Here is a 14073-nt window from a genome sequence, read left to right as displayed (position 1 = left end):
ACCGGCTTTTCAGCGTGATGACGATTATTGTTTCACCCTTTCTTAAGGATGATAACTACTCCCTCTTATTGATATTATAGTAAACAAATGGAAAGAAAATGTCAAATAAAATTTGATTCCAGATTAGAAACAACCATGTTACTGTGAACGGAGTGAACAGTAACACAACCATTACCGGTGAACATTTGATATATTCGAGGTTATTCACAGGAAGGGACTTTGCCAAATTGCTTCTTATAAGCTCTTACAAATGTGGTGTAGTCCTGGAAACCACTTTTTTCTGCGGCTTTCATGACAGGAGTTCCCTGAGAGAGCAAAGAACGTGCCAGAAGAAGTCGTTTGTTAGTGACATAGCTGTGAATGGTGTAGCCAGTCTCAGCCTTGAACTTACGCATCATGTGGTATTTGCTGAAAAAGAAATGATCTGCGAGCTGGTCGATTGACAGGTCGTCTGACAGATTTCGATTGATATATTTCAGCAGCTGTTCCACCTGAGAATCGGAGGAATATGATTTTTTGTCAGGTGTACTGCTGGTACGCAGAAAAATACGATTGATATATACCATGAATTGAGTGAACAGAGCATTTCTGAGAGCTTCTTCTCCAAACTGTTCATTTCGCAAAGTCTGTTCAATTTCCGGAAGCAGGTCTTTCAGATGCTCCTGAAGAGTAGAATCGGCTCTTACGAGATTGAAGCTGCGATCATTGGCACAGTGAAAACAGGTATTCAGTTCCTGGCAGGATAGATCGTCTCGAATCCAGAAAATATAGCGTTCATAAGGGACAGTCGGATCAATTTCCGGTTTGTGGATTGCCCCCTGACTGACAAGCAGGATATCCCGCGGTTTGAGATGGTACGCCTTACCTTCTATGTGATAAGTCACTTTTCCTGAAATAAAGACGATGATCTTATGGAAATCATGGTAGTGATAAGAAAATTCTTTTTTGGTACGGTCGTTGATATGAAACAGACGAAAATCTTCTTTCAGATAGCCTGTTTTCTCGTGGTTGTACTGCGAATAATCCATAATATCCTCCCGAAATCTGAAACAATGCTTCTATCGTTTAGTTTATCTCATGATAGCATTTTTTGCAATATAGCAGGCATTTTATTCTATATACATGGCAAAAAGAAAACTATATACTGTAACAAAAGGTGCGCAAAAGATGTGCAGAAGTAAATCTATTCAATTTGGAAAGTGAGGATATGGTTATGGATAACTGTATTACAATGATAAAATATCAGGGACTTGGAAATGATTATCTGGTACTGGATCCAAATAAAAATCGTGTACAGTTACAGGGCAAAAAAGTTGCATTGCTGTGCCAGAGGGGATTTGGACTTGGTGCAGATGGTGTCCTCTACGGACCGATTGACATTGACGGCAAAATGGGTGTTCGTATTTTTAATTCAGATGGAAGCGAAGCGGCTATCAGTGGAAACGGTGTCCGTATTTTTGCAAAATACCTGATGGATCATGAATACGTGAAAGAAAAAAATTTCAGCATTCAGACACTTTCCGGATCGATCGAAGTGGAATGTCTGAATAATCGAGCTACAGAATTTCGTGTAAAAATGGGAAAAGCTTCTTTCATTTCCAGAGAAATCCCGGTAACTGGTGAAGTTCGTGAAGTGATCAATGAAGATTTTACTTTCAATAGTAAAGAATATAAGGCAACCTGTCTGACCGTTGGAAATCCGCATTGTATCATTTTTATGGATCAGGTAACACCTGAGCTTGCCAGAGAACTTGGTCCGTATGTTGAAAATGCGGATGAATTTCCTGAGAAAATGAACCTTCAGATCTGTCGTAAGATTGACACCGGTAATCTGGATATTGAGGTCTGGGAAAGAGGCTCCGGATACACCAAGGCCTCCGGTACCGGAAGCTGTGCAGCTGCGGTAGCAGCATACAGATTGGGCCTTGTGGAAAGCAGAGTCAATGTAAATCAGCCGGGCGGTATGATCCAGATTGATATCAAAGAAGATGAGACCATTTATATGACAGGAACAGTTGGTTATGTCGCAGATATGAGTGTAGCTGAGAGCTTCTTTTCATAACGAAATAGTAGAAAAGTTCAAGTCGAACCTCCAGAGTTGGAACTTGTCTGAGAATAAGACAGATTCCGATTCTGGAGGTTTTGTGTTGTCTTATTTGCAATAGCGCAGCAGGACAACAGACTCAAAGATATCTCCGCGGTCATTCCACTGGTAGCTGCCATCGTATTTGCGGCAGATGTCTTCAACGATGGAAAGCCCCAGACCATGATTAACTGCATCTGTTTTGGTAGTGCTGTGCATAAACGGTATATGAGGATTTTTGCTGTTTTTGACGATAACAGCCAGAAATCCCTTTGAGGGTGACAGATGCAGTGAGAGAAGGGGTTTTTCGATGCCTGATATGCGGCAGGCATCAATGGCATTATCAAGTAAGTTAAATAGGACACTGCTCAGATCCGGAGATTCGACTATAGAATTTTCAGGAAGAATAATCTGGTAATCAACCTGAATATTGGATTGCTCCGCTATCAGTCGTTTGGAATCCAGAATTGCGAGGATAAGATTGTCTTCACAATAGGGGTGGAGACGAGTATGCTGAAAATCAGCAAGAAAGTTGTCTGTAAGTTCTTTGGCTTTGGAGGAATTTTGCTCATTTAAGGCCATGTATATTGCCTGAAGAGTTTCAGTAAAAGTAGTGTAAGACTTCAGGTAAGAATCCTTCTGTTGCTGTATCAGATATAACTGCTCCGCACTTAATGTCTGTTGTGTTTTCAGAAGGTCAAATTCAGTAGCTGTTTTTGTATCAATAAAAAGTTGCATGATAATACGATATAGGCAATAGTAGACAAAAATAGCAATCAGACAGGTAAGCAGAAAAAACAAATCTAAATATGTAGTTGAGTAATGTCCCAGAAGATAAAAGCTTTGAAACAGGGTTAATGAAAGAATAAACATTAGTTTGTTTTTTGAATTCATGGATGGATATTCTCCTTTAAAATAGTAGCACAGTAATTTTTGGCATCTTCTGTTTTTTGCATATCAATAAGGTATGACAACGAAAGTAAATGATTTTCTATATCGTGGTTCCATTTACGGATTCTGACATATTCATTTTTTATTTCATTAGATAATTCCAATTGTTTTTTTAATAATTCCATTTTATGAGTTGTCTGACTGAATTTAAGCTGTTCTGCTTCTAAACGATGTATTCCATGGATAAAAAAAGGAAGACTAAAGCAACAGGAAACGATATATATAAAGACTGAGATGATGTTGTTGACAAATTTGTAGTAATTTGCAAATTCTGTAGCAATCAAAGGCAGGAAAAAAGGAAATACAATCCGTATCAATAAAGAAAGATTTAAATATGGCAGGCATTCATGTAGAAGCGAGAAAATTTTCCTGAAAAAAAGCTGGCTAAAAATAAAGATTAATAACTCTATAAATAATTTTTCCTGAAAACTGCTGTGTGAAAAAATATTTAAAGCGGTGTAAGTGTGTGCATGCATAAAGATTGTGTAGAATTGCAGATAAATATTTATAGACAGCATTTCTATAAAAATGGAAACAAAGAGAAAAATAAAGTAGATTAGCAACTTTTGTTTTGCAGTTCCTTTAAATAATAGATATATATTTAAAAAAATTGTCAATTGCATTAAAGTCGACATTTCTGATGAGTATTCAAATATTTTTATGTAATTAAAAATAAATAAAAAGAAAAAGGAGCAGAGCATTTGGATGGAAAACCTGATTTTGGATTTGAAGCGAAATGGAAAAAGCTGATGAAAAAAATATGTAGGCATAAATGTATAAAATAATGCAACTAGTGTTATAAACAGTGAGGTTTCAAACATTAGATAACATCCTCCTGACCATTTAATAATAACCGGGCGAAAGCGTCCTTTGTTGGCTGGTAACAACTACGACTTACAGGAATATGCGTACCGTCGGAAAGTTCGATTCCGGCATGGCTGAATGTATGGATGAGCTGAAGGTTAACTGCAAAGCTTTTATGGCAAACGCAAAAATCCGGATGCAGCTTTGCCACAAGTGCTGGTAACTTTTCACGGCAGAAGTAAAGCTGATTTTTTGTATGTATCTCTGTATTTCGAAGCTTTCTTTCGAGATAAAGAATATCAGAACGAAGAAGGCGATAATCACGAGAAAGGTAACTGAAACACAAATAGCGGTTCTGTAGGTCGTGAAGCTTGCGGCAGGCAGCAGTGAGAGCCTTGGGGAGATACTCTGCAAGCTGCTGTTTACAGATAAAATATACGTGATTAGTTTCGTAAACAGAAGAAGCGTACTGCAAATGCTGACTGATGAAGATAATCTGCGTTTCTGGACTGAGCAGATTGATCTTTTCGGCAAGCACGATTCCAGAAAGAGATTCCGTACCGAGATCAATATCCATGAGGACAATGTGAAAATGGGATTTTTTCTCAGAAATATGTTCCAGGAAATCTGCTGCGGAAGTAAAAGTTGTAATTTTTGTCGGAAGCTGTAGATTAGAAACAGTCATATCACGAATTTGTGCACATTGGATTGGATTGTCATCACAGACTGCTATTTTCAACATGGTAGTTCTCCCCTCAAGTAAATGTTAAAATATATTATAACAGAAATTTATTAAAATTAAATGAAAATATAGCACATAAGTGAGGAAAAATCTGAATGTTATCGCAAAAAAAGATATGCAATAAAAATAAGATAGTAGAAGTTATTTATGTACTCAACTATTGCTGTTTGTGCAGAAGGAACAATAGAGGAGGGGATATATGGTAAAGTAAAGAAAATATTTTAAGTTGATAAAGGGGGAAGAAAAATGACAAAAGTTAAAAAATGTTCACAATGTGGGAAAGAAGTGCCTCAAGGAGGGAAATTTTGTCCGTTCTGTGGAAATATTATAAATGGTAATGGGGAAGTTGAAAGTAGAGAATCAGGTAAATGTGAAGTAGATGATGATATTCAAAAGAAATATCGAAATGATATAAATGAAAAATTACAAAAACAAAAACAACTGGAATATCAAAAAGAAAATTTATTAAAAAAGAAAAAGAGTTTGGGACTGAAAATTGATAATTATAGCAAGATTATGAAAAAAGAGATTCCGCGTTGTGAACGAAATAAAACGGCACCGAATATGCCAGTTATAAAAACTGAGAATTCTAAAATGGACGTCAAATGGTATATAGCAGCAGTTATAGCAGTAGTGGGAATTATTTCTGGTTTTATGCCATGGGTGAGTTTATATTATGCGGATCTGTTTCAAGGTCAAACAATAAGTTGCGCAGGTATTTTTGATTTATTGAACGATATCTCAAAATTCGAAGATTGGACGAACTCAACACCAGAAGTGTTAGGAGTATTTGTATTTATTATTATGTTTGGTTTTGTAATGCTGTTTATAAATGGCTATTTTATAGCACAGGTTTTACAAAAAAGAGAATCTGAGGTAAGTGGAACGATTGCAGGTATCAGCGGAATTGTAGTATCAGTGGCTATCTTATTGTATAAATGGTATCTCGATATTAGTATGGAAGAAGATGGCTGGAGATGGATTTCAATTAATACGCAGGTTGGCGTTTGGTTGATGTTGCTTGCAGGAATCGCTTTGATTTGTGTAATTGTATTTTATAAAAGTGATACAGAAGCAGAGACAAAGAACAAATCAAACCTCGAATTTGAAGTAATGAATTATGATCCAGTTCTGCCGATTCGAATGAAAACTCTTAAAATCAGAAAAGAAAATGATAAATTAATACTTGAATTAACATATGCGGAATTTGAATGGGCAAGTATTGAGGAATTTATAGTAGATATTCAGTTAGTAAGATATGATGGCACTGTTAATACTTTAGCCCGAAATGCACTATTTGAGAAAAAAGGGCAAAATTTCGCAAGATTCCAAATGCAGGATGCGGGATATGATCTGGATGGGATTGCAAGCGCAAGAATAAATATTTTGGCTTATAACATATATAAGAGTCAGAAGAAACATGAGGAAAAAGGAAGTGGTTTTTCAGCATACAGTGATTATTCTGTTGATGAACTTCGTAGTGCAAGATTCGCGAGTTCGAATATGGTGATGTGTATGGAAAAAAATATCGGGGAAAATCATCAGTGCTGCTGTGGACAGGTGTATTCCAATAAAAATAATAAATGCCCGCTTTGCGGAAAGGAAAGAAGGGGTAAGTAGTATGAATGATACAGAATATAGAGAAAGATGCAGAGAGTTAGAAAAAAATATACATATGTTAGAATCGGAAGTCAATGTATTAAACAATGAATGTGAAAGGTTGTCGGATTTAAAAGAAAAGAGTCGAAATAGTCTACAGATGTCTTCTTTTGGGGATAATCCGATATTTGTTGAAAAAGCACAGGTTGATATGGAGAAAGAAATTCCAACAATAGGTAAATCCCAAGACAAAAAAACAAAAGATAAATCTGAAATTTCGCAAGACAAAAAAACGCAGATAAATCAATTCTGCCCGTATTGTGGAGCAGAAGTAAAAGGAATGCGATTCTGTGGACAATGTGGAAAAAGAGTAAATTGAGATAGAGAGGCGCGTATGAAGAAATGTCCAAAGTGTGGGAAAGAAAATATAGATGAGGCAAGGTTTTGTACATGGTGCAGAGCAGAGTTACCGGTGATATTAGAGAAAAAGAAAAATAATCCAGGGAGAATAATAGCAATTGTAATACTTATAGCAGCTATTTGTGCATGTCTGGTCGGAGTATTTATGTTATTCAAAGATGAAAACTCTGGAAATGATCAAGGTGAAGAGATAACACAAAAAGAAGAAAATGGACAAGCAGATAAAGATATACCTGTTGAAAAGAAGATTTCGGGTGTGTATCTGGCTCCTTTTATGAATGATGAAGGAAAGTGGGGGTATATAAACACAGATGGAGATGTAGTTATTGAATGTAAATATGATTCAGTTTTTGCATTTGATAAGGATGGATATGCAGTAGTAGGAATGCAGACAGACTCAGATGCAAGTGAATATTATACGATTTATGGATTGGTAAATACAGAGGGGGAAGAGATTATTCCTTTAGACTATAGCTATATTAACAGTTCAATTGGTTCCACTTGTGATAATTATGGATATAGAACTATAACTCGACTTCCATATCCATTTGATTATGAGGAGCAATATTCTGGAGTTATGGATAAGAATGGAAATATTATGATGTCTCCAGAGTATAGCAATATAAGTAATATAGGTGATTCTGGATATTATGTTGCCTGTGAGGCTGAAACAGGAATGTATGGAATTATAGATGAGAATTACGAGTGGATTTGTGAATCGGAATATTCAGGTATTTATAAAGTGTGGAATGGCTCTACTGATAATTTGGCGAAAGTAAATGAAGAGTATCTACTGATAGCAGTGTATGATTTTCAGGAAGGTTATGGAGCTGAGATTATAAATGAATATGGTGGAATTATCGTACCAATGGAATATTATGATATAAATGCACTATGTGGAATGAATCGTTTGATTGTTGAAAATTCCGAGGGATATTATGGCGCTATAGATTTGAATGGTAATCTGGAAATACCATGTCAATATGATGAATTAGGAGATTTCTCATATGATGAAGAGACATATGCAATGAAAGATGGTGCTGTTTTCGTAGTAGACATTTATGGAAATGAGCGCTTTCTTACAAATGCAGATGATTGTTGGCAGATTGATTCAAATCTTTATGAAGTAGAGAGTAATGAAAACTGGAGTGTTATTGATTCAAATGGTGAATATCTGTTTTCAGAAACTTATGATAATCATGAAGCAAATGAGAAGTATATAGCAGGTAGTAATGAAGAGAATAAGAATGGTATATTGATGTTGAAGTCAGGAGAGGTGGTTAGTACAGAATATCAAAAATATATGCTTTCATATAAAGTGCCTGATATAGTAAAAATTTATGATGGGGCAAATTACGGAATGCTTGGTTCGAATGGAGAACTAATAGTCTCATGTAGCTATGATAGTTGTGAAATTTCTGAAGATGGAGTATATATTACTGCTGATAGACAGAGGGATGAGTATGGGAATTATACAGAATGTACTTTGTTTGATACCAATGGCAATGAAATAAGAACTTTTGATATGGGGATTTATAATGTGGGTACTTTCCAGAAAGTTTCAGATGCGGCATGATTAAAAAAATAAAGGAGAGATATGAGAAAAATTAAGCATTTTTATTTTATAGTACTTCTGTTTTCAATATTTATTTTAACAAAAAGGACAGAAGCAGCAGTACAGGATGCAAACGATAGTACATTGACTGTTCAATGGAAAGATGAAAATTTTGGTGCATTGATCTGTAAGGCTTTGAAAAAAGAAGAAGTAATATATGCAGATATTGAGGGGATAACAGGCATCAGTATAGACTCGCAGTATACCGTGAAACTGGATTGGGAAGATACGACAGAAGAATATGTTTATAATGCAGGAAACGATATGTGTGTAATACTTGCATTGCAGGAATTTTCTACACTGGAGGATTTGAAGAAGTTTCCTCAACTTCGAAAATTACGTCTGAATGAATGTAGCGTTGATGACAATACTGCATTAGGCGAACTGACTAATTTAGAAAAACTGCAGTTGGATGAATATGCCATAAAATCCCTTGATCTTTTGGAAAATCTAACTTCATTAAAAAGTCTGACCATCCAGGGCGCTGAGTTCTCAGATTTACAGGCATTAAAAAATTTGACTAATATTGAAAAATTATGGTTGCCTAACAATGATATCGAAAACATCGATGCCCTGGGGGAAATGACTAACCTGGAAGAACTCGTATTATATGGAAATCGAATAAAAGACATATCTGCTCTCAGTAAACTCGATAAACTTAAAATCCTAAAATTGGGAGGAAATCTGATAGAAGACGTAGAACCATTAATGAATCTCAAGAATCTTACGGAAGTAAGCTTAAGAGATAATCCAATTAAGAATGTACAGGTTCTTGAAAATCTTACGGGAACAGATATAAAGTTGGAGTAAAGGAGATCAAATGAGAAAAAAGGTAAATAAATTATTGACAATTTTACTTGCTTTGACTATTTTTTTAAATTCATTTAATGTTGTGTACGCAAGTGAGGAAAATAAGACATCTTTGGGTTCAGATGCATCTGTGGAAATGGAAGTAGAGGGAACAGATTCTGTTGGAGAAATGCTTGCATCGGAAATTCAAACACAAAAAGATGAGCGATTTCAAAATGAAGGTAATTGTATTATGTCTTTGAAATTTGAAGGCGAAGATAAAGACGATGATCAATCCAGTAGAAATGTTGCCTGTGTTTCATTTTCGGTAAAATCAGAAGCACAACTAATTGTTGGAGTGTATGATGAAAATCATATTCAGATGTTAGATTATGAAAAAACAGAAGTAAATAAAGATGATACATATAAAGAGATAATTTTTGACATAGACGAAATGCCAGAATATTTTACAGCTACAGCGTACTTGCTTAGCAAGGAAAATAATCGTCCCCTTTGTCAAGAGTATACAACTGAAATGTATACAAAAGAAATGCAGGAGCTGGAAAAATCTACAGTAGATGATTATGCTCCAGAAGACGTATTACAGTTGGATGGTAACAATAAAGAAACTAATTTTGCAGTTTATAATAATGATACTGTTGTAATAGAGGAAAATGAAGGCATAAATGAACTGAAAGATATGGGAAATGGCATTATCGAAATTGATAATGCGGATCAGAAAATTATCGGACTTAAACAGGGTGATACCTTATCTTATAAGTACATGGATGGATCTGTTTTATTAATAAAAGTTATGTCCGTTAAAGTAGATGGGACAACGGTTATAATTACTCAATCTGACGATACGGATCTGACAGATTATTTTGATTATATAAAAATAGATGCAGACGGTGGAAGCGGAGATGCTGAAATTGATAATAATAATCTGGAGTCAGGAGTTACATATTTAGAAGAAGCGACAGAAAATGCTCCGGCGGTAGGGGCATTGGATGGGGATGGAAGCATAAGTGCATCAGTGGCATACAAAATTAAACGAGGAGCTATCAAGGGAAGTGTAGGGCTTAAGCTTAATTTTCATATCCAATTTTATTGTTCTTTAAGTTATAAGTATTTTTCAATGGAGACTGAATACTCAAATTCGATTTCAGTAGAATTTTCTGGAAAATGTGATCTGACAAAGATACAACTTTCCAAACTCACACAATATCCGATACCATGTATTAAGGTTAAGTGTCAATTATATTTTGTTGTAAGTGCATCTGGAGAATTGAAATGGGAAGGAGAATGGAAAGGAAGTATTGGATTTAGATATGACAGCAACTCTGGAATAGACGATAAAGCACCATTTTATAATCCTAATATCAAAAATGAAATAAAAATGGAAGGAAAATTATTTCTTGGTTTATGTATAGTTCCGGATTTATCTGTCATTGATGAAAATGTGTGCAAAGCAGAGATGGACGCGACTAGTGGACTAGAAGTAGTTGGGAAAAAACTGATTGCCACGAGCAGTGATGATATGGTTCATGAATGCAATAAGTGTATTGATGGAAAAATTAATGTAAAAATAGAAGCAAAAGCCAAATTAAATATATTGAAAGACTGGAAAGATATAGAATGTAAAATTGCATCTATTACATTAAAAATAACAGATTTTTATTGGAGCACAGATAAAAATGAATTTGGTTTCCGCAAATGCCCTCACACAAGTTATAAAGTCGATATAACTGCAATCGATGATAATGACAATGCAGTTCCAGAAGGTGAAGTTACTGTATATGATAAAAAAACGGGAAAAGCTGTGGACATTACATTAAAAAATGGAAACAAACAGTCTTGTGTGAAATTGAATGATAAAGGAAAACAGAGTATTTATTTGCAAAATGGAAGTTATACTGTCAAGGTCACAAAAGGAAGAGAAAAAGGTGAAGGAAGTCTTAGCGTTGGAAACAGAAAAACTTCAAAAAAGATTACGGTTCAAGGTGAAGTAAGCTGGACATTAAGTAATGGAATACTCCGTGTTTCTGCTCAGGGGAAAATGCCGGATTATGGTTGGGGTGAAAATGCCGCTCCATGGAAGACACGGGAAAAGGAAATACGAAAAGTTATTATAAATGCAGGAATTACATATATAGGTGAATCAGCATTTGAAGGATGTGAAAATCTGGTAGAGGTACAAATTGCAAAGGGAATAAAATCAATAGGTGCATATGCGTTTAAAGATTGTGAACGACTGGAAACAGTTGAAATGCCTGACAGCGTGACAAAAATTGGAAATAGTGTATTTTATAATTGCTATAAACTTACAAATTTCCAATTGCCATCTAACATCCGCGAAATTGGCGAAAGAGCATTTCAGGATTGTAACAGTATACATGATATTATTCTTCCAGAGACGTTGAAAAAAATTGATTTTGGAGCTTTTATCTGCTGTCATAGTCTGAAATCAATAAAAATACCGTCAAGTATTGAACCAGGAGGGATAGGCGGAAGTACATTCTGGGAATGCAAAGGATTGGAAAAGGTTGAGATACCAGCAGTAGGTGGAGTTATGGATCGAATGTTCTATAATTGTGTGAATTTGAAAGAAGTAATACTTCATGAGGGGATTTCTTGGATTGGTGATTGTGCATTTGGGAAATGCAGTAGTCTGGAAACCATAGAATTGCCTGAGAGTGCTGAAATAGAAGGAGGCGCTTTGTTTGAGGATTGTACATCCCTTAAAAAAGTGATTTTTAAAGGAAAAGGAATAACTACTCTTGGAACAAATATGTTTAAAAATTGTACAAGCTTGATAGAGATAGAGATACCAGATTCAGTGGAGTATATTGATCATAGTGCTTTTGCCAATTGTACGAAATTATCAAAAATGTATTTTAAAGGAGAAATGCCTGGCATAAATAGAATGTATGCGTTTACTAATTGTAATTTCACTGCATATTATCCGGAAGGAGATGAAACCTGGGATGGAATTGAAGAAATAGAGTTCCAGAACGCAAAAATCAAATGGGTTCCGTATAAGGTTGCAAATGTAAGGAACGCAGATGTGTTGACGGAAGATTTAGAGAATCTGGATCCGGACGAAAGTGCTGAGCAGGCGAGTGTAGAGTTTGAAGATTCAGATATGCAGATAGATCGGGATGATGGAGAGGAAACAGAATCTGAGATAGAAGATGATTTAGACCAGATAACAAATGAAGAAGTATCGGAGATTACGTTTGAAGATGGCGAGAGTATAGATGGTGAAGAAAGTGAGGAAGAAGATGCTATTATTAACGAAATAGAAGTTCCTGTTAGCAATGCGAAAGAAGGGGGAGGGGAACAAAATTCCATGTATACTCAAACTGGGTTAAGACCAAATGGATCTTATCTTTTTGTGGCATTATATGATGATATGGAAGAAGAATTGTTGGCTGCATCGAATGTTCTTTATATTGACCAGAAAACAGCAGATGAAGCAGGAACTGTTTCGTTTAAATATAAAATGAAAACAAATTATACTAATCCGGTACTACTTATTGTGGGTACTCCATTGTGTAATATTGAAGATGCGCAGATTGAAGTTGATTCACTGACAGCAAATGGGAAAGTTCAGTTTCCTGAAATATCTGTTACATATGATGGAAAAAAACTTATAGAAAATTCTGATTATGAGATTGATGGAGATACCTGGGCTGTTGATGCAGGAACTTATTTATTAACTGTTACTGGAATTAATGAGTATGGAGGAAGTGTAACAAAAGAATATAAAGTAAACCAGGCACAGCCAATGAAGCCTGCGGAGCATAAGCATGTTTATGGAGCATGGAAGACTGTAAGAAAATCAACGGCTTTAGTTGCAGGATATAGTCAAAGAACCTGTAAAGGTTGCGGAAAGACAGAACAAAAGAAACTCGCTAAGCTTGCCCCTACCGGTTCGTTGAACATGACGTCAATTCCGTTAAAGGTAAAACAAAAAACAACTGCTTTAAAAGTATCTGGACTTGCAAGTGGTGATTATATAAAAGTTTATACTAGCAGTAACAAGAAGATTTTTACCGTTACAAAAAAAGGTAAGATTACAGCTGTCAAAGCTGGGAAGGCAGTTTTGACTGTAAAATTGGCAAGTGGAAAACAGTTAAAGGCAAAAGTAAAAGTCCAGAAAGGAACGGTAAAAACTTCAAAGGTTACGGTTGCTGAACGAAGCAAAGTGTTGAAAAAAGGAAAATCATATAAGATTAAGGCTTTGATCTCGCCATTGACAAGCCAAGAAAAAGTAACATATTCAACATCAAATAAAAAAGTGGCAACAGTTAGCAAAACTGGAAAAGTAGTTGCCAAGAAGAAAGGTAAGGTGGTCATCACTGTAAAATCTGGTAAGAAAAATGCAAAAGTAACAATTACGGTAAAATAGGGAGGTAAAATCATGAAAAAAATTAAACATTATCTTGCTATCATAACATTGTGCATAGCTACATTGATGATAACAGAAACTTTACCACTGAATTTGGGTACGTATACTGTTCAGGCAAAAGCTTCCTCTTCAACAAAGAGGAAAGCCCAGAAGGCATATCGGAAATTTTTAATCCAAAGGAAGTACAAATATTTTACATTATGGGATATTGATAAGGATGGTCTGAAAGAACTTCTTGTTACCGATGGAAAAGAGAGAGTAGGAAATTCACCGACCAGAGCATATGTATATACTTACACACGTGGAAAAATGAGATATGCGGGTGAGATTGGAAGTCCTATGTCAGGTATAAGCTATAACCGAGAAACAAAACGTTTGCATGCATCTTGGGGTGGATGTGGAAATGTTGAATACTGGTATTATACTTTGACAAAGAATAAAAAAGTAAAACAGGTAATGTGCGGTGCGTATGTAAATGGAGTGAAAAATGGAAATATACAATATAAATGCTTATATAATGGAAAAAGAATTTCTTATAAAAGATGGGATCAGATAACCAGAAAATGGATTAAACAGACAAGCGATTTGAAATATTATAGAAATACTTCAAGTAACAGGAAAAATAATATGAAAATGTGAAAGGGGGACACGTAAAT

General features: G+C 35.4%; 11 protein-coding genes. 7 read left to right on the top strand and 4 right to left on the bottom strand.

Annotated features, from left to right (window positions below; translation table 11 throughout):
- Positions 1 to 200: 200 nt before the first annotated feature.
- The gene (locus tag LI112_RS01765) at positions 201 to 1028 is read right to left on the bottom strand and encodes an AraC family transcriptional regulator (RefSeq protein ID WP_138343584.1); all 828 of its coding nucleotides are present in this window, start codon (positions 1026 to 1028) and stop codon (positions 201 to 203) included.
- Between the two features lie 179 nt (positions 1029 to 1207).
- Here LI112_RS01765 and dapF point away from each other — a divergent pair, with 179 nt between their 5' ends.
- Positions 1208 to 2062: a diaminopimelate epimerase gene (dapF, locus tag LI112_RS01760; RefSeq protein WP_334301075.1), complete on the top strand. Its 855-nt coding sequence runs from the start codon at positions 1208 to 1210 to the stop codon at positions 2060 to 2062.
- Between the two features lie 90 nt (positions 2063 to 2152).
- Here dapF and LI112_RS01755 read toward each other — a convergent pair whose 3' ends face one another.
- The 3 genes from LI112_RS01755 to LI112_RS01745 are packed head-to-tail and all read right to left on the bottom strand — an operon-like array spanning position 2153 to position 4580.
- The gene (locus LI112_RS01755; RefSeq protein WP_227190142.1) at positions 2153 to 2977 is read right to left on the bottom strand and encodes a GHKL domain-containing protein; all 825 of its coding nucleotides are present in this window, start codon (positions 2975 to 2977) and stop codon (positions 2153 to 2155) included.
- A complete protein-coding gene (locus LI112_RS01750) occupies positions 2974 to 3855 on the bottom strand; it encodes a hypothetical protein (RefSeq protein WP_227190141.1) in 882 nt (293 codons plus the stop codon). The genes LI112_RS01755 and LI112_RS01750 overlap by 4 nt, the downstream gene beginning before the upstream one ends.
- Positions 3855 to 4580, bottom strand: a complete 726-nt coding sequence (locus LI112_RS01745; RefSeq protein WP_227190140.1) for a LytTR family DNA-binding domain-containing protein — start codon at positions 4578 to 4580, stop codon at positions 3855 to 3857. Before LI112_RS01745 ends, LI112_RS01750 begins: the two co-directional genes overlap by 1 nt.
- 246 nt (positions 4581 to 4826) lie before the next feature.
- On the opposite strand from LI112_RS01745, the gene LI112_RS01740 reads away from it, so the two are divergent.
- Genes LI112_RS01740 through LI112_RS01715 form a run of 6 tightly spaced genes read left to right on the top strand, consistent with a single transcriptional unit; the run spans position 4827 to position 14056 of the window.
- Complete coding sequence (locus LI112_RS01740) at positions 4827 to 6200, top strand: hypothetical protein (protein ID WP_227190139.1); 1374 nt, start codon at positions 4827 to 4829, stop codon at positions 6198 to 6200.
- A gap of 1 nt (position 6201) precedes the next feature.
- A complete protein-coding gene (locus LI112_RS01735) occupies positions 6202 to 6558 on the top strand; it encodes a zinc ribbon domain-containing protein (protein WP_227190138.1) in 357 nt (118 codons plus the stop codon).
- Positions 6559 to 6573: 15 nt separating this feature from the next.
- Positions 6574 to 8175 (top strand): WG repeat-containing protein, encoded by a 1602-nt coding sequence (locus tag LI112_RS01730; protein ID WP_227190137.1) that lies wholly within the window; start codon positions 6574 to 6576, stop codon positions 8173 to 8175.
- A gap of 21 nt (positions 8176 to 8196) precedes the next feature.
- Positions 8197 to 9024, top strand: coding sequence for a leucine-rich repeat domain-containing protein (locus LI112_RS01725; protein WP_227190136.1), 828 nt, complete (start codon positions 8197 to 8199; stop codon positions 9022 to 9024).
- 10 nt (positions 9025 to 9034) lie between these two features.
- Positions 9035 to 13417 carry a leucine-rich repeat protein gene (locus LI112_RS01720; protein WP_227190135.1) on the top strand — a complete coding sequence of 1461 codons (4383 nt, stop codon included), beginning with the start codon at positions 9035 to 9037 and terminating at the stop codon, positions 13415 to 13417.
- A gap of 12 nt (positions 13418 to 13429) precedes the next feature.
- A complete protein-coding gene (locus tag LI112_RS01715) occupies positions 13430 to 14056 on the top strand; it encodes a hypothetical protein (RefSeq protein ID WP_227190134.1) in 627 nt (208 codons plus the stop codon).
- The last annotated feature ends 17 nt before the right edge of the window (positions 14057 to 14073 follow it).

This window comes from Blautia sp. 210820-DFI.6.14, from assembly GCF_020558815.1.
GTDB classification, from domain to species: Bacteria; Bacillota; Clostridia; order Lachnospirales; family Lachnospiraceae; genus Blautia_A; species Blautia_A obeum.
This window is presented reverse-complemented; position numbering and strand designations above follow the sequence as displayed.